Genomic DNA, 21,782 nt, shown 5'->3' with positions numbered 1-21,782 from the left:
CAAAGCGTGTTCCATGTCCATAAAGGACTCCTTAGAAAGGAGGTGATCCAGCCGCACCTTCCGATACGGCTACCTTGTTACGACTTCACCCCAATCATCTGTCCCACCTTCGGCGGCTGGTTCCAAAAGGTTACCTCACCGACTTCGGGTGTTACAAACTCTCGTGGTGTGACGGGCGGTGTGTACAAGGCCCGGGAACGTATTCACCGCGGCATGCTGATCCGCGATTACTAGCAATTCCGGCTTCATGCAGGCGAGTTGCAGCCTGCAATCCGAACTGAGAATGGCTTTATGGGATTCGCTCAACCTCGCGGTTTTGCTGCCCTTTGTACCATCCATTGTAGCACGTGTGTAGCCCAGGTCATAAGGGGCATGATGATTTGACGTCGTCCCCACCTTCCTCCGGTTTGTCACCGGCAGTCACCTTAGAGTGCCCAACTGAATGCTGGCAACTAAGATCAAGGGTTGCGCTCGTTGCGGGACTTAACCCAACATCTCACGACACGAGCTGACGACAACCATGCACCACCTGTCACTTCGTCCCCCGAAGGGGAACCTTCCATCTCTGGAAGTAGCGAAGGATGTCAAGACCTGGTAAGGTTCTTCGCGTTGCTTCGAATTAAACCACATGCTCCACTGCTTGTGCGGGCCCCCGTCAATTCCTTTGAGTTTCAACCTTGCGGTCGTACTCCCCAGGCGGAGTGCTTAATGTGTTAACGTCAGCACTGAGGGTGGAACCCCCCAACACCTAGCACTCATCGTTTACGGCGTGGACTACCAGGGTATCTAATCCTGTTTGCTCCCCACGCTTTCGCGCCTCAGCGTCAGTTACTGGCCAGAGAGCCGCCTTCGCCACTGGTGTTCCTCCATATATCTACGCATTTCACCGCTACACATGGAATTCCACTCTCCTCTCCAGTACTCAAGTCCCCCAGTTTCCAATGACCCTCCACGGTTGAGCCGTGGGCTTTCACATCAGACTTAAGAGACCGCCTGCGCGCGCTTTACGCCCAATAATTCCGGACAACGCTTGCCACCTACGTATTACCGCGGCTGCTGGCACGTAGTTAGCCGTGGCTTTCTGGTTAGGTACCGTCAAGGTACCGCCCTGTTCGAACGGTACTTGTTCTTCCCTAACAACAGAGCTTTACGACCCGAAGGCCTTCCTCACTCACGCGGCGTTGCTCGGTCAGACTTTCGTCCATTGCCGAAGATTCCCTACTGCTGCCTCCCGTAGGAGTCTGGGCCGTGTCTCAGTCCCAGTGTGGCCGATCACCCTCTCAGGTCGGCTACGCATCGTCGCCTTGGTGAGCCCTTACCTCACCAACTAGCTAATGCGCCGCGGGCCCATCTGTAAGTGATAGCCGAAGCCATCTTTTAATCCTCCTCTATGCAGAGGAGAATGTTATCCGGTATTAGCCCCGGTTTCCCGGAGTTATCCCAGTCTTACAGGCAGGTTGCCCACGTGTTACTCACCCGTCCGCCGCTGACCTCTGAGGAGCAAGCTCCTCGTTGGTCCGCTCGACTTGCATGTATTAGGCACGCCGCCAGCGTTCGTCCTGAGCCAGGATCAAACTCTCCAATAAAGTGTTTGATTGCTCATTAAATGTAAATCGAAATTGATTCAGGGTTCTTATAAAAGACCCGTTTCACGCTTGGCTTTTGTTCAGTTTTCAAAGAGCTGAATGGTTTGTTTTTGTCCAACCATTTTTGTGTTTGTCGCTTATTGGCGACTTTATTAATGTACCACATCACTTTGTCGATGTCAACAAAGAATTTTATCGTGTGTTGTCGCGAAAACAGTTTTTCCAACGACGAAAAATAATATACCATCTTTTTAAGTTTCAATCAATACATTTTTCAAAAATAGTTTTATGAATTTAATTCCACTCAATTGACTAACAAAAAACAGGGCGCGATCCAACCTTCAGGATCAGCCCTGTTTATAATAAGCAATTCTATTTATTTCTCATTTGTGGGAAAAGCAGAACGTCCCGGATCGATGGAGAGTTGGTCAACAGCATTACGACACGGTCGATTCCGATTCCAAGTCCACCTGTAGGCGGAAGACCATATTCAAGCGCCTCGATGAAATCTTCATCCATCATATGCGCTTCATCGTTTCCTTCTTCACGTTCTTTTAACTGACCTTCAAAACGCTCGCGTTGATCGATTGGATCATTGAGCTCGGTAAAGGCATTAGCATGTTCACGCCCCACAATGAAGAGTTCGAAGCGGTCCGTAAATCGTGGGTCGTCAGCATTTTTCTTCGCCAATGGAGAAATCGCAACTGGATGGCCATAAATAAATGTAGGTTGAATGAGCTTCTCTTCTACGAAGTGTTCGAAGAATTCATTGACGACATGTCCGAATGACATCGTTTCTTGAATAGGAACATTATGTTCTTTAGCAAGGGCACGCGCTTCTTCGTCACTCATTTCTTTCCAGAAATCTACACCTGTGTGTTCTTTAACTGCGTCAACCATATGGATACGCGTCCATTCTGGTTTGAGGTCGACTTCATGATCCCCATAAGTGATCGTCGTTGTACCGAGCACTTCTTGGGTAACATGGGCAATAAGATTCTCTGTCAGAGTCATGACGTCTTTATAATCCGCATAAGCCTCATAAAGCTCCATCATCGTAAACTCCGGGTTATGGCGGGTGGAAACACCTTCATTACGGAATACACGGCCGATTTCATATACTCTTTCCATTCCGCCGACGATCAATCGCTTCAAATGGAGTTCGATGGCAATACGCATATAAAGCTCCATATCAAGTGAATTGTGATGGGTGATGAATGGACGAGCTGACGCTCCACCAGGGATCGAGTGCATTGTCGGTGTTTCTACTTCCAGGTAGCCGTTGTCATCGAGATACCGTCTCATCGATTGCAGGATTTTGCTTCGAGTGATGAATGTATCTTTCACTTCTGGATTCATGATCAGGTCGACATAACGCTGACGATAGCGCTGCTCGATATCTTTTAAACCATGGTGCTTGTCCGGCAGTGGACGGAGAGCTTTTGACAACAAGGAAAAGTCTGTCACTTTTACGGAAAGCTCCCCTACCTTCGTTTTGAACGCTACCCCTTTGACTCCGACAATATCACCGATGTCGATCGAGTTGAACAAATCATATTGCTCTTCTCCAACTGCGTCCTTACGCACATAGAGTTGAATTTGTCCGGTCAAATCCTGGATATGAGCAAAGCCGGCCTTTCCTTTTCCACGTTTTGTCATGATACGACCTGCAAGGGTTACTTCGTGGTTTTGTTCTGTCAGGTCTTCCTTAGAAATCTCTCCGAAATTTTTTTGCATCGATTCTGCAGTATGTGTACGATCGAAGCGGTGTCCGAAAGGATCGATCCCAAGGTTTCGTAATGTGTTCAATTTCTCGCGCCGAACGAGCAACTGGTCATTTAATTCGACGTCTTGACTCATCTCTATCACTCCTAAAGTTACCTATTTCACATCTAGAATGTTATAACGAATCGTATCCCCGTAAAGCGTAATTCGAATATCATCGCCCTTTTTTCTTAAAAGAAGTTCCCGTATTTTCGTAACGGCGAAGCTTCAACAGGATGTACGAGTTTATATGTTTCAATTTCATCTAAAAAAGGATCGAAAAGCGTCACCATTGATCCGAGGATGACAGTTTCGCTCATCTTGTTTTCAGGGATTGGTTTAGCAGAATACAAAAGTTGTTCCAGGTCGGTGATCCGTTGTTTGTAAAATTGCTTTTCCTCATCCTTCAGGGAGGAAGCATTTCCGAAAGGGTCTTCCTGCTTTCATAAACATCGATCAATTCCGCCGCTAACATCTTGATGCCTTCACTCGTGAGTCTGGTTAATTCTTTACTCATACTAATCTTCCTAATCAATAGGTAATCGTGTGTAGACACCAAGAGGTATGTAAACAGTATTCTCTAAGAGAACACTGTTATCCTACTTTAACTTGTTTAGCTTCTACTTCTTCTACATAATCCATGAGAACTTGTTCCATAAGATCACGGGATTCGAGTTCCATGATTTTATTTCGGACTTTCGCATTTTTCGGCAGTCCTTTTAAATACCACACTGCATGTTTACGCATTTCTTTGATTGCGACGTCCTCACCTTTCAGGGCAATCAAGCGATCAAGGTGCAGCATACATACCTTCATTTTTTCACGTGGTGTCGGATCACCATGCAGTTCCCCTGTTTCAAGGTACTGGACCGTCCGATAAAGCATCCAAGGATTTCCGAGTGCGCCGCGCCCGATCATGACTGCATCACAGCCTGTCGTTTCAAGCATACGCTTTGCATCCTGCGGTGTAGTTACATCCCCATTGCCGATGACTGGAATGGAGACAGACTCCTTCACATCACGGATGATATCCCAGTTGGCTTTTCCTTCATACATTTGTACCCTTGTACGCCCGTGCAGTGCGACGGCTTTACCGCCAGCTTCCTCGATCGCTTGCGCATTCTCGACAGCAAGGATATGGTCTTCATCCCAACCCATTCGCATCTTGACCGTAACAGGTTTTTTCACCTCGGGCACGACGGCCGCGACCATGTCGTGGATTTTCTGTGGATCCAACAACCATTTCGCTCCCGCGTCACACTTAGTGATTTTAGGTACTGGACAACCCATGTTGATGTCAATGATATCAGCATTTGTATAATCATCAACATACTTGGCCGCTTCTACAAGGGATTCCTTCTCACCACCGAAGATTTGTAGACTAAGCGGTCTTTCGCGTTCATCTACATAAAGCATCCGCATCGTTTTATCATTTTTATGCAAGATTCCCTTGTCACTGACCATCTCTGCACAAACAAGACCTGCACCGAATTCTTTCCCGATCAGACGAAAGGCCGGGTTACAAACGCCTGCCATCGGGGCAAGCACGACACGATTATTCAGTTTGATGTCACCGATCTGAAACATTTTCTTCACCTCTTTACGTTAAATGTACTTTCTCAGGAGAAAGTTCCTCTACTGATATATTAAGAGCCTCTGCGACTTTGTGGATTTGAGCCTGATCCGGTTTTCGGTTCCCGCGTTCAATTTCACCGAGAATCGAAACGGAAATGTTTATCTTTTCGGCGAGTCCTTCCTGTGTGTAGCCTTTCAATTTTCGAAAAGCCCGAATTCGCCTTCCCCATTGTTCCGCTTCCATACGTTTACTCCTTTTTTGTCAATTCGGTCTTCGATGATCGTCGAAAAGTTTTCATCCGTATGTGGAAAATGCAAATCTGGTTGCAGCTCATAAAGCGGAATCATCACAAATCCTCTTTCGAGCATTCTAGGGTGTGGGATTTTTAGTTCTTCTGTTTGTATATTCTCTTGATTATACAATAAAATGTCAAGGTCTATCGTACGCGGACCCCAGTGTATCTCACGTGTACGCTTTAAAGCTTGTTCGATCGATTGAAGCTTGTCGAGTAACATAAATGGCGAGAGCTCTGTCTGAACCTTTGCGACAATGTTTAAAAAGGCTTCCTGGTCTGTATATCCTACAGGTTCTGTCTCATAAATGGATGATGTCTTTTCGACTTGCGTTCCTTCAAGTTGGTCTATCTCTTTCAGGGCGATCTTCAAAAAGCTTTGCCGATTCCCCATATTGGAGCCTAATGCAATGTATACATCATTCATGATCTAGACCTCTTGATTTCGATCGCCACTGAATCATAGTGGCCCGGGATCGGCGGGTCCGGCTTGATGACTTTGACGGTACAAGCTGAAACGATCTCGAATTTTCCAAGGACCGCCTGGGCAATCTCTTCTGTCAGCTTTTCAACCAATTTCCTTGGTTCCCCTTCTACCAGTCCTTTTGTCAGTTCATACGCTTGTCCGTAATCGACGGTACTTTCGATATCATCTGATATTGCTGCTTCTGAGAGGTCGCACTCAAGCACAAGATCGACATTGAATCGTTGTCCGAGCTTTTGTTCTTCAGGATATACACCGTGATAACCGTAAAATTTCATGTTATTGATATAGATCTTATCCATTTTGAACCGCTCCCTTCTTCATTAACATCGCATCCATCATCATTGCCATACGCTTATTTTCCAGCACATCATGCACACGCACGAGTTGGCAGCCTTTCTGGATACCGAGACAAGTCGTTGCACCAGTTCCTTCCATCCGTTCATTCGTTTCTGTCTGAAGCACGCGTCCGATAAATGATTTCCGGGAAGTTCCGAGGATTACAGGATAACCGAGTGTTGTCAACACTTCTAGGTTCGACATGACGTCCAAGTTGTCCTCATAGGTTTTCGCAAAGCCTATGCCTGGGTCTAAGATGATGTTTTCATCTTTCACACCTGCCTCTTTCACAACGGCAATGCTTTCTCTCAAGTCACGAGCGATATCCGACATCAAGTGATCGTAATTCTTATCCTCCCGGTTATGCATCAAGATGATTGGCACTTGATAGTCTGCTGCGACTTGCGCCATGTTCGAATCAGCTTTTGCTCCCCATACATCATTGATGATATTCGCTCCTGCTTCGATCGCTTGCTTTGCAACTTCTGCTTTATACGTATCGATGGAAATAGGCACGTCTACGGCTTCTCTTACCGCTTTTATGATCGGAACCACTCGTTCCAATTCCTCTTCGACGGTCACTTTGTCAGCTCCAGGGCGTGTGGATTCACCACCGATATCGATGATGTCAGCTCCAGCATCGACCATTGCTTTGGCGTGGCTTACTGCTTGATCGAGTGAATCGTAATTGCCACCATCTGAAAAAGAATCAGGTGTAACGTTCAAAATCCCCATGATCCTTGTCTGATCGTTAAGGTCGACAGTCGTATCATGGAACTGGATCATCCATGGCTGATGTTTCACATCCTCAAATTTCAAGAGACTATCGATTTCAGCGCCTAATTGAGCGACATCCTGAAAGTCGCTCTCAAGCAATTGCTTCACCGCAATCTCAATTCCATAAGGGTTTCCAAGAATCAGCGCATGAGTTTGGTCAGCCTCCAGCTGTTCAGCGTCTTCATGGATGATACACTCCTGCCCATGAAGTAACAGCGTCTGTTTCACCTGCCAAGCGGCCTTCAAAGGTACCTCCTCAACACGGATGACAGTTTTGCTTTCGATCAACCGTTTCCGCCGTACGCTTTCGATCTTGGCCCCAACAGACATCAGTTCGTTCATCGCCTCTGTTTCATTTTTCGGATATATGAAAATCGGGTTGTATTTCATCGATAAAATCCTTTCTAGTGTGCTCAAAGCTTATTACGATCCGCTTTGTAACAATCGAACAATTCGTTTGTGATTCTTCTGTTTTTTCCTCGAAAAGTTTTGTCATCGATCTTGTCGATTGCTATGATCTCTTGAACCGAATTTGTCATGAAGCATTCATCAGCCTCGAGCAAATGGTCTTTTTTAAATTTTCCGGTTTGCACGTGGATCCCTAGCCTTTTGCAAAGTGTAAGCACGTATTGCCTTGTTATGCCGTTTAAAATTCCAGTATCCACTGAAGGGGTGTAGAGAGTCTCATCCTTCCGCCAAAATAAGTTCGAGGTGACCCCTTCTGCAACATATCCTTCGTTCGTAAGGAAAATCCCTTCGATTGCCGGGTCGTCAAGTTCCTGTTTGGCAAGAAGGTTATTTAAAAAGTGATGGGATTTCCAACGGATATGGCCTTCAGGTGTATTACGCCGAATCGTCAACACTTTCGCTTCTTTATTCTGTACCGTTTCAGGTGCCTCGGACAACGCTCCGCCATATACCATTAACGTCGGTTCGGCGAACTCGAGTGTCCTTAATGCTGGGGCACCTTTGCCAGCTGATATGTTAAGGCGTATCGACGCATTTATCCATCTATTCAATTGCAGCAGCTGGCTGATGATATTTTCCACTTCTTTTTTCTCTACTGTCTTTCGGATAGCCATATTACCCAATGCATTATTCATTCTTTCCAAATGATCTTCCAACAAAAAGGGACAGCCATTATAAATTCGAAAGGTTTCAAAAACACCAATTCCGTATAAATACCCATAATCGAATGGTGAAATCGCAGCTTCTGTATCTTTTACATAATCCCCATTCAAATAGATGTACATGCCATTTCACGTCCATAGCTGTTCATAAAATTACGTAAAAGCTGCTTTCCGTCTGCCGTCATAATTGATTCTGGATGGAATTGCACTCCTTCGATCGGCAATGACCTATGACGCAGGCCCATGATTTCCCCTTCCGCTGTTTCTGCTGTTATTTCCAGACAGTCAGGCAGCGTCTCGCGCTCAACGATCAAGGAATGGTAGCGTGTCGCGATGATTTCATCAGACAATCCTTCATAAAGGGTTTTACCATCATGTCCGATCGGTGATGTCTTCCCATGCATCAAGCGTTCAGCACGGGCGACTTTGCCTCCGAATACCTGGGCAATCGATTGATGCCCAAGGCAAACACCGAGGATCGGAATTTTACCGGCGAAATGTTCGATCACTGCCAAGCTGATTCCTGCTTCGTTCGGACTGCAAGGACCCGGGGATATCATCAAATAGCTCGGGTTCAACTCTTCAATTTCTTGTATGGTTATTTCATCATTACGCCTCACGATCAGTTCTTCTCCAAGTTCGCCTAAATATTGGACGAGATTATAGGTGAAAGAATCGTAATTATCGATCATGACTATCATGGGCTACACCTTCTTCAACATTTCTTGTTCGCTAAGTTCTTTTGCATGCCATAACGCCTTTGCCTTTTTCAGGCTTTCCTTGAATTCCGCTTTCGGTTCAGAATCGATGACAATTCCGGCTCCAGCCTGAACATGAGCGATACCATCCTTACAGATCATCGTACGGATTGCAATATTGAGCTCGGTATCCCCATCAAACCCGATCCAACCGATTGAGCCGGTATAAACGCCTCTTCTGACAGGCTCAAGTTCTTCAATGATTTCCATCGTCCTTACTTTAGGGGCCCCTGTGATGGTCCCTCCTGGAAATGTTGCACGGATCAAATCGATGGTATTCCGATCAGGATGAATTTCTCCTTGGACATTCGAAACGATATGCATGACGTGGGAATACTTTTCAATCACCATGAATTCATTCACTTCTACTGTCCCATATCGGCATACCCGGCCCAAATCATTTCGTTCCAGATCCACTAGCATGACGTGTTCTGCACGCTCTTTTTCGTTCTCGATCAATGTTTTTGCAAGTGACGCATCTTCTACAGGATCTTTCCCTCGCGATCTGGTTCCGGCAATTGGCCTCGTGCTGACATGGTCGCCTTTCTTTTTGACAAGCAGTTCCGGCGATCCATTGACGAGCTGAAACTCTGGTGTTTGGAAAAATCCCATATATGGCGATGGATTGAAATCTCGTAAATGCTCATAAATGTCGATTGGAGCGGATTGCAAAGGCTGCGATTGTCGAACCGATAAGTTCACCTGGAATACATCGCCGCTGCGAATGTATTCCTGAACCTGACGCACCGCCGATTTGAATTGCTCCTCATCCATTGAATATTGTAATTCCTCTGATTCTAGCTTATTGATAGTCCTAGCTGTGGAACCCATTCGTTTAAAGTCTCCGAGCCACAGTTTCTCCATTTCTTCAAGTTTTGCGATGCCAGCCTTACGTTCCACTTCAGGGACGTGTGACACAAATGTAAGCTTGTTAAGCTGTTTATCAATTACGATAAAGTCCTCAAAAATCAAGAAATAGACATCGGGCATCTCTACATCGTCGAGCGTCTCTTCTGGGAGCTTTTCAATCTGTCTTGCGACGTCATAGCTGACATAACCGATCGCCCCGCCTTTAAAATCAGGCAGATCTGTTTCTTCAGTTTCGTTTACAATTTTATAAGTCTGCAGGTGATTTTGAACGAGGTCGAGCAAATCTCCCTCTTTTGTTTCTGTCCCGAGTTTTGACTGAATCACTAGCTTATGTCCCTTGCCCGTCAATACTGCAGAAGGAGTAACACCGATTATGTGGTACCTTCCACCTCGGCCGCTTTCCAACAGGACATGGTGTTGTTCATTTGAACTTATATATTTATATCGATCAAACCAGTTTTCCGGATAATCGTTAATGGTCTTCGTTAACCGAACTCTTTTAACTTGCATAGAAGTCCTCTCCTACCTTCAATTTCCTCTTTCATTGTACATGAAGAAAGAAGGGATGACACGTAAAAACAGTCTCCAGTTCTTTACAATTCCAATTATCAGGAGGGTACTTTTGAGTGTCCGATATATCAAGTATTTGTCCGATGAAAAGGGGAGTGTGTCCGGTAACACAGTAAGAAAGAACTGCTGCTCTAAAACCCGAAAAAAACAGAAAAAAGGCTGACAACTCGTCAGCCTTCAATCTTGATCTTTATTCTTCTTCAAATTGGTAAAGCGGTGTGCTTAGGTAACGCTCTCCATTACTTGGGATGACTGCAAGCACTTTTTTACCTTTCCCAAGTTCTTTCGCGACTTTCAATGCTGCAGCTATGGCTGCACCAGAAGAAATTCCACCTAAAAGGCCTTCTTCTCTCGCTGATTTCCGTGCATATTCAAACGATTCCTCTGTTGAAATCGTCAATACTTCGTCATAAAGAGAGGTATCCAAGATGGATGGCACAAATCCAGCACCGATTCCTTGGATTTTGTGGGGGCCTGGTTTGCCGCCTGATAGTACAGGTGAGTCCTTCGGTTCTACTGCATATAGTTTGATTGATGGATACTTATCCTTAAGGACTTGACCAGCACCTGTGATCGTCCCGCCTGTTCCGATTCCAGAAACAAACGCATCTAGCTGATCACCCATTTGTTCTACGATTTCTTTTCCGGTTGTATTTTTATGAACTTCTGGATTCGCTTTGTTCATAAATTGCTGCGGCATGAAATAGTCATGTTCTTTCGAAAGTTCTTCCGCTTTAGCGATTGCGCCTTTCATCCCTTCTGCTCCAGGCGTCAGCACAAGCTCTGCTCCATAAGCGCGGAGGAGATTACGGCGTTCCATGCTCATTGTGTCCGGCATGACAAGTATGGTTCGATATCCTTTTGCTGCCGCGACCATCGCAAGTCCGATCCCTGTATTTCCACTGGTCGGCTCGATGATCGTATCTCCAGCTTTCAGAGCACCGTCTTTCTCAGCAGCTTCAATCATCGATTTTGCAATCCGATCTTTTACACTGCTTCCAGGGTTCATGAATTCTAGCTTCAAGTAAACTTCTGCATCATTTTCCCCTGTCAACCGGTTCAGTTTGACAATCGGTGTTTCTCCAATTAAATCAACAATGGTATTTCCTACTCTCATCCCTTTCAACTCCTTCAATTCCTAGTATTTTCATAGGAATAACACTGAATCTATGATACCATTATCAGAATTTTAATTCAATTAATGAGGTCATTCGTACTCCCACTTTACGTCGAGTTCCTTCCAAAGCTGCTCTGGATTGAAAGTCGTATCCATTTGGTGAATCGCCAATTGCCTTTTAATCTGGCTTTTCACTTCATCAAATTCGTACTTGTTTCCAGGTTTCATATCGTGAAGCAATACGATTCCGTACCCATCCTCTGTTTGAATGGGACTGCTCCATTCGCCTTTTTCAAGTTCGGTGATGGCATCAAAATAGGCCGGTTCAACATAATTACTCGAAGTATCGACCCATCCCATCGCTCCTCCGCTGGGACCAGAAAACTCATCGATCGATCTTTCTCTGGCAAGCGTGGAAAAAGAAGAACCATTCTCTAGCTCTTCCAGTACTCGATTTGCCTCTTCCTCTGTCTTTACGATAATCTGAGAGATCTGATATAGAGGTTTAAGATCGTAAAGGTGTTGATTCTCTTTATAATATTTACGCAGTTCATCCTCATTGATGACGACATCTTTAGTGATCAATTCTTCCAAAAGGATGGCATGCTCGATTTCTTCCTTCAGTTGTTTTCCGTCCATGACCTGGATGTCGGGGTGTTCATGGGCATCCGCACCAGCCCCGACCATTCTTTGGTACAGTTCGATTTCGCGAGTCAATTCTTCATCCGACACAGTAATATCATGTTTATTGGCAAGCTGCTCGACAACCTTCTTATCGATCATTTGCTTCAATACGTCTTTCCCGTACCTTTTCTTCAGCAGTTCGCCCCATTCGTTTTCTGAAATGGACTCATTCCCGACTTGGGCTACACTGCCGGAAAGATCCATAAGGAGGTTTCCCCCTTGTTCACCAGAAGCATCACTGCTAGCCTTAGTGAACAAAATGATCGACCCGATGTTCGTGATTAAGAGCAGAACAATCACACCGATTAAAATTTTCCGGTTCATCCATTCTTCTCCTTACGGGCTTCCTCAAGAAGCGCTTCCAAATCCTCTTTTGTAAAATGATACGTTTCATTGCAGAAATGACAATTGGCATCAGCTTTTCCATCCTCGACGATCATATCTTGAATTTCCTTTTCACCAAGACTGACGATTGCATCTGCAAAACGTTCCCTCGAACAGCTGCATGAAAATGAAACAGGTGATTTAGATAAGATTTTTACATTTTCTTCACCTAACACGTTATATAACATTTGTTCAGGTGTATCACCTGCGTCGATCATCTTCGAAACGGGATCGGTATTCTCCAGCCTTTTTTCGATGAACGTGATCATTTCCTCCTGTGCCCCAGGCATTACTTGTATGACAAATCCTCCTGAAGCGAGAATCGTATTGTCCGGATTTACAAGGACCCCTACTGCCACAGCAGAAGGAATTTGCTCAGAGGATACGAAATAATACGTAAAATCTTCTCCCAGTTCCCCTGATACTAAGGGAACTTGTCCAGTGAAGTTTTCCCTCATGCCAAGGTCCTTGACGACGGATATGTGACCATTTTTCCCGACGGCCCGGGCTACATCAAGTTTTCCATGCTGGTTCAAGTCAAAATGGACGTTCGGGTTTGAAACATATCCTCTTGTTTCCCCTTTGGCGTTCGCATCCACAATAATGGCTCCGATTGGTCCGCCACCTTCAATTTTCACGGTTAATTTATTACTGTCACCTTTTAACATTGATGCTATCATTGTAGATGCTGTCATGGCACGCCCCAGTGCGGCAGAAGCTGTAGGCAAGGTTTTTTGGCGTCGTTGTGCTTCACTTATCATTTCTGTTGTATCTACAGCAAAAGCCCTGATATTCCCATCAAAGGCTAATGCTTTTACTAAGTAATCGGACATGGAGAATCTCCTTCCTTAATGAAATTCTGTATTCTTGTGATAAATCAATTGCAAGCCTTTCAATGTTAGGAAAGGATCGACCACATCAATGACGGAAGTTTCCTTTCCGATCAAATTGGCCAGGCCGCCAGTCGCTATTACCAATGGTTCCTCGTCAGCTTGCATTTTCATTCGATTTACAATGCCTTCTACTTGCCCGACATATCCATAAAAAATACCGGCTTGCATGGCACTGACTGTATTTTTTCCTATAATGTGGTCAGTTTTCATGATCTCTATTCGAGGAAGTTTAGCTGCATGTGTATAAAGGGCTTCCGTAGAAATGCTGATCCCAGGTGAAATCGCACCACCTAAGTAGTTTTTGTTTTTATCGATATAGCAATACGTGGTCGCTGTACCAAAATCGACGATGATCAGCGGTGAATCGTATTCATGTAATGCCGCAACTGCATTGACGATACGATCGGCACCGACTTCCCTCGGATTTTCAGTCTTTATGTTCAATCCAGTCTTGATTCCCGGCCCTATGATTAGCGGCTTAAGATTAAAGTACTTCTCACACATTTTTTCAAGCGGGAACATCAATGGAGGTACTACTGATGAAAGGATGATTCCATCAATGTCATTAAAATCAAGCCCAACATGAGTCAATAAATTTGAAATGAACATTCCATATTCATCTTCAGATTTTTTACGGCTTGTACCAACGCGCCAATGATATTTAAGATCGTCCCCTTCATAAATCCCGAGTACGATATTTGTATTCCCTATATCCATTACTAAAATCATGTCATTCCCCACTATCTATACAAATTCTATCTTTAGTTATAACACAAACCCTTGTCGAAAACACCAAGAATAAGCTCGGAACATAACGTGGGACCGATAGCAAAAAAGGACCTGAGCATGAACGCTTTCTTCACTCAGGTTTTTCTTATATTGTCTTATTATGATTTTGCAAAGCCTTTTAATAAAGCGTAAAAGACTACCAAAGTCAAAAGTATCGTAATAGAGCCAAACTTTATACTTATCTCTGAAAAAAGATGCCCACAAGGAGAGTCCTGCAAAACGAATACAGTAACTGGAAAAAGCGCCCTTCGGGGCGTTTTTTGATATGATGAAAGAAAAATGCAAAGGAATTGGATAAATGTTAAAAGATCAATATCAAGAAACTCTTTCCTTTCATGCCGAGTTGTACAATTTAATACCAGAAGATCACCTATTAAAGAAAATCGATAAGGTGGTTGATTTTTCATTTATATATGACCTTACGAAGGAATCATATTGTATGTATTACGGACGACCAGCGACTGAACCAGAGTTACTACTTCGAATTCTTCTCATCCAGACCTTATATGATTTATCCGATGATCAAGTCATTCAAGATGCCAATTTACATTTAGCTTATAAGTGGTTTTTACGATTGAATCCCGAAAGTTCTTTACCCCATCCTACACAATTAAGTCGATTTCGAAACCATCGATTAGGAGCTAATCGTGTAGAGGAAGTATTGGAAGAACTCGTCAAGCAGTGCCAGGAAAAAGGGATCATCCAATCGAAAGCACTCATTTTAGATTCTACACATGCCCAAGCAAACGCAAGTAAGCGTTCGCCTCTACAAGTGCTAACAAAAGCAGCTTCAAGGCTCTCCAGAGCCGTTAAAAAACAACATACCAAACTACATAAAAAATTACCTAAAGCTCCAAAGCTTAATGATATTCCAGAGGAAGAACAAGCTAAAGAAATGCTTCGGTATTTAGCCCATTTAGGTGAACAAATCGAACAGGCTCTTCCAGATGCGGAAGGCGCGATAAAGGATAAGCTGGAGACCGCAAAGAGAATTGTCGAAGACGAAAGGCTTCTTTCGAAGAAAGGGATTCTGTCAGCAGTAGACCCGGATGCGCGTTTTGGATGGAAGTCTACTACAAAATCCTTTTATGGTTATAAGAATCATCTTGCGATGACCGAAGAAGAAATTATTACGGGTGTTCAGGTCACTCCAGGAAATGTAGATGACGGTAAGCAATTAAAAGAATTAGTGAACCAATCTAAAGCTGGTGGAATGGAAGTTAACGAAATTCTCGCTGATACGGCTTACTCATCTAAGCATAATTTATCCTACTTACAACAAAATTTAATCACAGCATCCATCCCACTCAATCCATCTGTTTATGGAGCACGAGAAGAGGACAACTTTCAATATGATAAAGAAAGAGATCAAGTGATTTGTCCAGCAGGACACCATAGTATTCGAAAAGCTCGAACGGGTAAAAAAGATACTGGAACAAACCAAATGAACACTTTTTATTTTGACGTTGATATATGTAAAGAATGTCCGTTAAAAGAAGGGTGTTATAAAGAGGGGAAAAAATCAAAAACATACTCCATTCGGATCATTTCTGAAGAACATCAACAACAAATGAAGTACTTAGACTCGGAAGAGTATCAAGAACGGAAAAAGGTACGTCCATCTATAGAGCATAAGAATGCGGAATTAAAAAGATTCCATGGGTTAACCAGGGCGAAATACCGTGGTTTATTAGGTATGAAAATACAAACCTATCTCTCGGTGTTCGCTGTAAACATTAAAAGAATGACAAAATTATTACCACAAAATGAGCTGGGAAAGTGTAATATCAGCCCATACTTCTTGAAACATGTAAAAATCCACCAGAAAGTTAAGATCAACTTTTCTAACTGGTGGATTTTTCTCTATTAAAGATTTTTTCGCCCTATTTTGCAGGACTCTCACAAGAGGGGCATCTTTTTGGATATTATTCTTTATGATCTGAATCTGAATCCTTTGGTTCAACCGAGTCTTCAGAAGTTTCTTCCTTTTTTGTGATGTTGACTTTCACATCATCAGAGGAATCAGTCTGCTTCTTCGGATATTCGTATCCCTCAGGCATTTGACCTGTTTCGAATAGGGATTTGATTTGTCCGCTGTCAAGCGTTTCAACCTCTTTCAACGTCTCAGCGACCAAATTCAATTTGTCCTGGTGCTGGACAAGGATTTCCTTACAGTGGTCATACGCTTCCTTGATGATCTTCTGAATTTCAAGATCTATTTCATGAGCAATCGCATCACTGTAGTTTTGTTCATTTTGAATGTCACGGCCCAGGAATACATTACCGCCTTGACCTTGACCGAATTGCATCGGACCAAGCTTTTCACTCATCCCGAACTCAGTGACCATTCGGCGAGCGATGCTTGTTGCACGCTGGAAGTCGTTACTTGCTCCAGTACTTGATTCATTGAATGTGATTTCCTCAGCAACACGTCCACCAAGTAATCCAGTGATTTTATCCACCAATTCAGGTTTCGTCATGAAATAACGGTCTTCTTTCGGCAAGGTTACAGCATATCCGCCAGCCTGACCGCGAGGAACGATGGTAACTTTATGGACAACTTCTGCATTATCAAGCACAAGGCCGATAATCGTATGCCCCGCTTCGTGATAGGCAACGATATTCTTTTCCTTTTGGGAAATGACACGACTCTTCTTAGCAGGACCGGCAATAACACGATCCGTTGCTTCATCGATGTCTTCCATATCGATTTTCTTTTTATTATGACGGGCAGCGACCAGGGCTGCTTCATTCAACAGGTTCTCAAGGTCAGCTCCGGAGAATCCTGGAGTACGCATTGCAATCGTTTTTATGTCGACTGATTCTGCTAAAGGTTTGTTGCGAGCGTGTACTTTAAGTACTGCTTCACGGCCCTTGACATCAGGTCGGCCGACTGGAATTTGACGGTCAAAACGACCTGGACGCAATAATGCAGGATCCAAAATATCTGGTCTGTTGGTAGCAGCTACGATGATGATTCCTTCGTTTGCACTGAAACCATCCATTTCAACAAGCAACTGGTTCAAGGTTTGTTCACGTTCATCGTGACCTCCACCGAGTCCTGCGCCACGTTGACGACCTACAGCATCAATTTCATCAATGAAAATGATACAAGGTGAGTTTTTCTTAGCGTTTTCAAATAAATCACGGACACGGGAAGCCCCGACACCGACGAACATCTCGACGAAATCAGAACCACTGATCGAGAAGAACGGTACCCCAGCCTCACCGGCTACAGCTTGAGCAAGTAATGTCTTACCTGTTCCTGGAGGTCCTACGAGGAGGACACCCTTCGGTATCCGCGCACCGAGTGCGGCGAATTTACGAGGATCTTTCAAGAATTCGACAACCTCGACCAATTCTTGCTTCTCTTCATCTGCACCAGCTACGTCTTTGAATGTGACTTTCTTCTTTTCTTCACTGTATAGCTTCGCCTTACTTTTACCAAAATTCATGACACGGCTGCCGCCGCCCTGAGCTTGATTAAGAAGGAAGAAGAATAAAATGAATATGATGACAAACGGAATAATGGAGGTAAAGAAGGTTACCCAACCGCTAGTTCCCTCTGCTTCTTTTACTTCTATTTCAACATTTGCCTCTTCCAACTGAGCTAGGACATCCCTACTCATCTCAGGCGGAATGTTTGTTGTGAAGGACGTTTCATCGTCATAAGCCGTCAGTTTACCTTGAAGTACCAGAACCTGGTTCTTAGGCTGCATTGTAAGAGACTCTACTTCACCATTTTGTAGAGCTTCAGTGAATTGATCGTATCTTAATTGTTTAACGTCGTTGTTGTTGCCATTGAAGAAACTGACGATCCCAACAACGACAAGGAATATTAGCAAATAAAATATTGTATTTCTGAAGATGCGATTCATCCCTTACCTCCTCTCGCATACGAGCAAATCATAATTTATAGTATCATATCTGTTCACTAATTCACAACTCATTGGCCTTGGTAGATTTCCGGTTTTAATACGCCGATATATGGCAGGTTTCGATAACGCTCTGCAAAGTCTAATCCATACCCTACTACGAACGCATCCGGTACGATAAATCCAGCAGTATCCGGTTTCAAATCGACTTTCCTTCCAGTCGGTTTATCCAGCAAAGTGACAATCTTGATCGACTTCGCTTTCCGGTGCTTGAACAACTCCACTAAATAGTTAAGTGTCAGCCCGCTGTCTATGATGTCTTCCACGATCAAGATATCCCGACCTTCAATGGAAGTATTCAAATCCTTGATTATCTTTACCTCACCAGAAGACACTGTAGAATTTCCATAACTTGATACATCCATGAAATCAAGTTCCACATGGATATCCATCCGTTTTACAAGATCGGCCATGAATGGCAAAGCTCCTTTTAAAACACCGATTACAAGCGGAAAACGATCTCTGTATTCATCTGATAATTGCGATGCGAGCTCATGCACCTTAGTTTGGATTTCATCTTCTGAAATCAAGATCTCCTGCATATCATTTCTCATAAGTATGTATTCCTCCTAGACCTCATGCCTGGTATTTTGAAAATATAGAGACATCCATTGATCATCGGTACCATCAGCTGGTCCTAAATCGGCATGCTTCACTCCTGGTATCCAGAGAATCTTCCCAGAAGAATCAGTAACAATAGGCCACCTGTCCCTTAGTTGCTTTGGCAATTTCGCATCAATGAACACATCTTTCACCTTCTTAGACCCCTTTATTCCAGCAGGACGGAGCCGGTCACCTTCTTCTCTGGTTCTTACGAATAATGGTAATTGCAGTTGAGAGGGTTGAAAGATGAAATAATTTTTACCCTTTATATCACCAGCGTTCCGCTCTATGGAACTAAAGATGAGTTTCCCAACAGGCAATTCATACATTAGGCCTAATTCCAACTGGTATGAATATGAATAACCATCTTCCGGCTGCTGAAACGTGAATACACATTTGTCATACTCTCGTCTGCAGAACAGACCGCCTGGCAAATGTATTGTTCCAGAAGGATTTTCCGACTTCATCAATCGTATACTATCCTTGATATGACTAGACGTAATATTGCTCGGATCTGATTGATAAAGATAGTTTAATATTAGATGAATCCCTCTTCTTTGTAAAGGAATTGCCATCTTCAGAAAGCCTGGCACAGACAATGTCAATTCTTTGTCACACTTTTGCAGAATAACGTTCACAAGTCCCTTTTCCGCCTGCTTATGAAGGTAATCATCATCCTCTCTCAACCGGTCACTCAGCTGTTGGAATTTCTCGTGTACGGTTGGGTTTTCTTCTTTCAAGAAAGGGAGGACGTTTTCTCTGAAACGGTTCCGTTTATATTTGTCACTCGTATTGCTAGGATCGATCCGATAAGGAATATTTTCGTCTTTACAATAATGTACAAGTTCATCCTTCGTTATTCCTAGAAATGGACGGATAATACGACCAGTTGAGAAAGACCTTGTCACTGGAATCCCTGAAAGCCCTGCATGTCCCGCACCTCTCACCATGTTCATCAGCATCGTTTCAATTTGGTCATCACCATGGTGTGCAAGAGCCAAACAATCAGAATCATATTGCTGCATGACAGCTGCAAAGAATTCATAACGGATCCTTCGTGCAGCTTGCTGAGGTGACTCTCCAGTTTCTTCTATATATAAAGGAAGATTCTTTTGTGCTCGTTCAATACGTACATCATGTATCATGCAGTATTGTTGCACAAAGTCAGCATCTTCAACGGATTCCTTACCTCGAAACATGTGATCCATGTGTGCAGCGATGATTTTCAGGTCCATCTCGCTTCTCTTTTTCATGAAATAATCAAGTAAAGCCATCGAGTCAGGTCCTCCAGAAACCCCGATCACAATCGTCGTTCCTTCAGTAAACAGCTTGTTTTTCTGTACAAATCGATCAACTGCTTCAAACATGGAACTATCTCCTTCAATAGATAGGTAAAGTTTAGATTAACCTTAAAAAAGAAAATCACTGCCATCATAGAAGAAGGAGTAACTGATGTCAATGTTTACCCACCAGGGGTCATTACAAAGTTTGTCCCATCAAGTAAACAATATAAAAGACAAACAAAAATATGAAAATGAGCACAGTTTCCGTGAAATGACGCCGCTTTTTGATCTTCTTTTGCTGGTATCGCCCTGCAGGCGCAGGCTTTGATGGTTGTTGAACTTGTGCATCTGGGCGTTTACCTTTGGGCGAGCCGGTTGTTTTCCCTGCCGGTTTCCTCGAATAAAGCTCAAGTAAGTCTTGTCTCATCTCGATCGCATTTTGATATTGTCCATGAAAAGCCTTATATAAGATCGGTCGATATTTTCCTAATATACGATTCTGATCGATTTGTTTTTTTAATTGGGTCCATTCTCCCTCTTTTTTATCAAAGCGCTTCGGGTAAGCATAATTCATGATTATCATCCCTACTGCAAAAAGATCGTAGGATGGTTCAGCCCTTCTTGAACCCATACCCCAAAATCCACGATCGAAAAACTCCGTATATTCTTTGATCGCTCTTCCGACCATCGTGGTTCCGCCAACATCAAGCCAACGGATTTTAGGTGGAGGACCAGAAATGAGCAGATTATCTGGTTTAAGGTCACCGAATACCCATCCGGCTTTATGAAGCTCCGCCAAATCGCCCAATAGTTGTAAAAGGAGTATGCCGAACCATTCATCTTTACGCTGTCTCATGAACACGAATAATGATTCACCCTGTACATATTCCATCACATAAAAAGGTACAGTCCCTGAAGACGTAACCCAATCATCCATTTCGATAAAAGAAGGCCCAAGTGTTTTGCCCTGGACCTTCGATAAATGCTTGAGCACATTCACTTCAGAGGTAATCGAAAGCGTATCATGACTTACCTTGACAGCAACCTTAATATGATCATGTTTTGCAAGATAGACGGTTCCGGTCGCACCCGATCCTAGTTCACGGAGAATCAAATACTGCTTCTGGTTCCATTTCCCAGAAATAATTGATCCGATCGGTACATTAACTTCCGGATTCTTCGACGTATTCATCATAGTCACCTAGCAGTTTCCGCTTAGATCGTTTATCTGAAAAAAGCTCCAGAGCTTCTTTCAGCGCAGGCCCTGTTGGTGTGATCCCGCCTGTGGAAATTTTCTTGAATGTCTTCGCTAAAGTATCGAGCTGCGGCGTCCAATCCTGCAGCTTTTCAATGGATTGTTTCTTGCCAGGAAATGCATAGATCGAAAATTGATTGTTTCCTGTTCTGGAATTCAGAGAGATCGATAAGTCTATCAATGATTCTTGTACAGTCGGCAGCTTATCATCCATGCTTGCAGAAATATCGACCAGTATCAAAACTTCAAGATTGACGGTCTCCCCGATCTCATCGACGACCTCCATGACCTGTCCACGTTTTTCAGGCGGCAAATCTTCCATTTGCTGCTCATCACCCAAAATCTGTGTCAGTTCCTTGTTGATCATCCCATGTATGGTTTGTGTCATCGCCTTTTGTGTCACCATTTTCACAGTCTGGGCGAGTTGGGTCGCATACACAATTTGACTAACGCCTCCACCGCTCATCGCAATATCTTCGACTTCTTTCAAACCATGTTCGCCATAAGCTTCATTTTGAGATAGAATTCCGATAACATTGATCGTAATCCCTTTTTCTCTTGCCAGGGCAGCAATGGCGACTGGATCTTCACCGTGATTTGAACACCCGTCCGTTATTAATAGAATTTGCCTTAAAGTACCCTTACTCATGCCAAAAATCCCCTCTCGAATTTTGTTATTACCATGATAGTCAA

Annotated in this window: 19 protein-coding genes, 1 rRNA gene and 1 pseudogene; 1 reads left to right on the top strand and 20 read right to left on the bottom strand. The window is 43.8% G+C overall.

The features are described from left to right. Positions 1–35: 35 nt before the first annotated feature. From ACJROX_RS00570 to ACJROX_RS00500, 15 genes are all read right to left on the bottom strand, one after another. Positions 36–1,586 (bottom strand): 16S ribosomal RNA (locus ACJROX_RS00570). A gap of 372 nt (positions 1,587–1,958) precedes the next feature. Further along, a complete protein-coding gene (gene lysS, locus ACJROX_RS00565; RefSeq protein ID WP_408008907.1) occupies positions 1,959–3,446 on the bottom strand; it encodes a lysine--tRNA ligase in 1,488 nt (495 codons plus the stop codon). A gap of 95 nt (positions 3,447–3,541) precedes the next feature. Then, a complete protein-coding gene (locus tag ACJROX_RS00560) occupies positions 3,542–3,670 on the bottom strand; it encodes a hypothetical protein (RefSeq protein ID WP_408008906.1) in 129 nt (42 codons plus the stop codon). Between the two features lie 274 nt (positions 3,671–3,944). After that, positions 3,945–4,937, bottom strand: a complete 993-nt coding sequence (gene dusB / locus ACJROX_RS00555) for a tRNA dihydrouridine synthase DusB (RefSeq protein WP_408008905.1) — start codon at positions 4,935–4,937, stop codon at positions 3,945–3,947. 13 nt (positions 4,938–4,950) lie between these two features. Further along, positions 4,951–5,169, bottom strand: a complete 219-nt coding sequence (locus ACJROX_RS00550) for a helix-turn-helix domain-containing protein (RefSeq protein WP_408008904.1) — start codon at positions 5,167–5,169, stop codon at positions 4,951–4,953. Next, positions 5,121–5,648 carry a 2-amino-4-hydroxy-6-hydroxymethyldihydropteridine diphosphokinase gene (gene folK, locus ACJROX_RS00545; protein ID WP_408011545.1) on the bottom strand — a complete coding sequence of 176 codons (528 nt, stop codon included), beginning with the start codon at positions 5,646–5,648 and terminating at the stop codon, positions 5,121–5,123. The genes ACJROX_RS00550 and folK overlap by 49 nt, the downstream gene beginning before the upstream one ends. Beyond that, a complete protein-coding gene (gene folB / locus ACJROX_RS00540; RefSeq protein WP_408008903.1) occupies positions 5,642–6,004 on the bottom strand; it encodes a dihydroneopterin aldolase in 363 nt (120 codons plus the stop codon). The genes folK and folB overlap by 7 nt, the downstream gene beginning before the upstream one ends. Further along, positions 5,997–6,827, bottom strand: coding sequence for a dihydropteroate synthase (gene folP / locus ACJROX_RS00535; RefSeq protein ID WP_408011544.1), 831 nt, complete (start codon positions 6,825–6,827; stop codon positions 5,997–5,999). The genes folB and folP overlap by 8 nt, the downstream gene beginning before the upstream one ends. A 404-nt stretch (positions 6,828–7,231) precedes the next feature. After that, a complete protein-coding gene (pabC, locus tag ACJROX_RS00530; protein ID WP_408008902.1) occupies positions 7,232–8,071 on the bottom strand; it encodes an aminodeoxychorismate lyase in 840 nt (279 codons plus the stop codon). Further along, positions 8,056–8,649: an aminodeoxychorismate/anthranilate synthase component II gene (gene pabA, locus ACJROX_RS00525; RefSeq protein WP_408008899.1), complete on the bottom strand. Its 594-nt coding sequence runs from the start codon at positions 8,647–8,649 to the stop codon at positions 8,056–8,058. Before pabA ends, pabC begins: the two co-directional genes overlap by 16 nt. 3 nt (positions 8,650–8,652) lie before the next feature. Then, positions 8,653–10,086, bottom strand: a complete 1,434-nt coding sequence (gene pabB, locus ACJROX_RS00520; protein ID WP_408008898.1) for an aminodeoxychorismate synthase, component I — start codon at positions 10,084–10,086, stop codon at positions 8,653–8,655. A gap of 250 nt (positions 10,087–10,336) precedes the next feature. Further along, entirely contained in the window at positions 10,337–11,263 is a 927-nt protein-coding gene (cysK, locus tag ACJROX_RS00515; protein ID WP_408008897.1) for a cysteine synthase A, read from the bottom strand. A 90-nt stretch (positions 11,264–11,353) separates the two neighbouring features. Beyond that, positions 11,354–12,271: a peptidyl-prolyl cis-trans isomerase gene (locus ACJROX_RS00510; protein WP_408008896.1), complete on the bottom strand. Its 918-nt coding sequence runs from the start codon at positions 12,269–12,271 to the stop codon at positions 11,354–11,356. Beyond that, positions 12,268–13,164 (bottom strand): Hsp33 family molecular chaperone HslO, encoded by an 897-nt coding sequence (gene hslO / locus ACJROX_RS00505; RefSeq protein WP_408008895.1) that lies wholly within the window; start codon positions 13,162–13,164, stop codon positions 12,268–12,270. The genes ACJROX_RS00510 and hslO overlap by 4 nt, the downstream gene beginning before the upstream one ends. 15 nt (positions 13,165–13,179) lie before the next feature. Next, positions 13,180–13,953, bottom strand: a complete 774-nt coding sequence (locus ACJROX_RS00500) for a type III pantothenate kinase (protein ID WP_408008894.1) — start codon at positions 13,951–13,953, stop codon at positions 13,180–13,182. Between the two features lie 358 nt (positions 13,954–14,311). Between ACJROX_RS00500 and ACJROX_RS00495 the strand changes: the two are divergent. Then, positions 14,312–15,784, top strand: a pseudogene (locus tag ACJROX_RS00495) (IS1182 family transposase); the annotation flags it as partial. 154 nt (positions 15,785–15,938) lie between these two features. On the opposite strand, the gene ftsH reads toward ACJROX_RS00495, so the two are convergent. The 5 genes from ftsH to ACJROX_RS00470 form a co-directional block, all read right to left on the bottom strand. Beyond that, entirely contained in the window at positions 15,939–17,891 is a 1,953-nt protein-coding gene (ftsH, locus tag ACJROX_RS00490) for an ATP-dependent zinc metalloprotease FtsH (RefSeq protein WP_408008893.1), read from the bottom strand. 68 nt (positions 17,892–17,959) lie between these two features. Beyond that, a complete protein-coding gene (hpt, locus tag ACJROX_RS00485; RefSeq protein WP_408008892.1) occupies positions 17,960–18,502 on the bottom strand; it encodes a hypoxanthine phosphoribosyltransferase in 543 nt (180 codons plus the stop codon). Positions 18,503–18,517: 15 nt separating this feature from the next. Further along, positions 18,518–19,918: a tRNA lysidine(34) synthetase TilS gene (gene tilS, locus ACJROX_RS00480; protein WP_408008891.1), complete on the bottom strand. Its 1,401-nt coding sequence runs from the start codon at positions 19,916–19,918 to the stop codon at positions 18,518–18,520. A 112-nt stretch (positions 19,919–20,030) separates the two neighbouring features. Continuing rightward, positions 20,031–21,026, bottom strand: coding sequence for a protein kinase domain-containing protein (locus ACJROX_RS00475; RefSeq protein ID WP_408008890.1), 996 nt, complete (start codon positions 21,024–21,026; stop codon positions 20,031–20,033). Then, entirely contained in the window at positions 20,998–21,738 is a 741-nt protein-coding gene (locus ACJROX_RS00470; RefSeq protein WP_408008889.1) for a VWA domain-containing protein, read from the bottom strand. The genes ACJROX_RS00475 and ACJROX_RS00470 overlap by 29 nt, the downstream gene beginning before the upstream one ends. Positions 21,739–21,782: the final 44 nt, after the last annotated feature.

Origin of the sequence: Pseudalkalibacillus sp. A8 (assembly GCF_045920555.1) — a bacterium.
Taxonomy (GTDB): domain Bacteria; phylum Bacillota; class Bacilli; order Bacillales; family Fictibacillaceae; genus Pseudalkalibacillus.
This window is presented reverse-complemented; position numbering and strand designations above follow the sequence as displayed.

Excerpts from the sequence above, each read along its gene's own strand:
- lysS (WP_408008907.1), bottom strand. The coding sequence starts at position 3,446 with ATGAGTCAAGACGTCGAATTAAATGACCAGTTGCTCGTTCGGCGCGAG.
- ACJROX_RS00560 (WP_408008906.1), bottom strand. The coding sequence starts at position 3,670 with ATGAGCGAAACTGTCATCCTCGGATCAATGGTGACGCTTTTCGATCCT.
- dusB (WP_408008905.1), bottom strand. The coding sequence starts at position 4,937 with ATGTTTCAGATCGGTGACATCAAACTGAATAATCGTGTCGTGCTTGCC.
- ACJROX_RS00550 (WP_408008904.1), bottom strand. The coding sequence starts at position 5,169 with ATGGAAGCGGAACAATGGGGAAGGCGAATTCGGGCTTTTCGAAAATTG.
- folB (WP_408008903.1), bottom strand. The coding sequence starts at position 6,004 with ATGGATAAGATCTATATCAATAACATGAAATTTTACGGTTATCACGGT.
- folP (WP_408011544.1), bottom strand. The coding sequence starts at position 6,827 with ATGATCCAGTTCCATGATACGACTGTCGACCTTAACGATCAGACAAGG.
- pabC (WP_408008902.1), bottom strand. The coding sequence starts at position 8,071 with ATGTACATCTATTTGAATGGGGATTATGTAAAAGATACAGAAGCTGCG.
- pabA (WP_408008899.1), bottom strand. The coding sequence starts at position 8,649 with ATGATAGTCATGATCGATAATTACGATTCTTTCACCTATAATCTCGTC.
- pabB (WP_408008898.1), bottom strand. The coding sequence starts at position 10,086 with ATGCAAGTTAAAAGAGTTCGGTTAACGAAGACCATTAACGATTATCCG.
- cysK (WP_408008897.1), bottom strand. The coding sequence starts at position 11,263 with ATGAGAGTAGGAAATACCATTGTTGATTTAATTGGAGAAACACCGATT.
- ACJROX_RS00510 (WP_408008896.1), bottom strand. The coding sequence starts at position 12,271 with ATGAACCGGAAAATTTTAATCGGTGTGATTGTTCTGCTCTTAATCACG.
- hslO (WP_408008895.1), bottom strand. The coding sequence starts at position 13,164 with ATGTCCGATTACTTAGTAAAAGCATTAGCCTTTGATGGGAATATCAGG.
- ACJROX_RS00500 (WP_408008894.1), bottom strand. The coding sequence starts at position 13,953 with ATGATTTTAGTAATGGATATAGGGAATACAAATATCGTACTCGGGATT.
- ftsH (WP_408008893.1), bottom strand. The coding sequence starts at position 17,891 with ATGAATCGCATCTTCAGAAATACAATATTTTATTTGCTAATATTCCTT.
- hpt (WP_408008892.1), bottom strand. The coding sequence starts at position 18,502 with ATGAGAAATGATATGCAGGAGATCTTGATTTCAGAAGATGAAATCCAA.
- tilS (WP_408008891.1), bottom strand. The coding sequence starts at position 19,918 with ATGTTTGAAGCAGTTGATCGATTTGTACAGAAAAACAAGCTGTTTACT.
- ACJROX_RS00475 (WP_408008890.1), bottom strand. The coding sequence starts at position 21,026 with ATGAATACGTCGAAGAATCCGGAAGTTAATGTACCGATCGGATCAATT.
- ACJROX_RS00470 (WP_408008889.1), bottom strand. The coding sequence starts at position 21,738 with ATGAGTAAGGGTACTTTAAGGCAAATTCTATTAATAACGGACGGGTGT.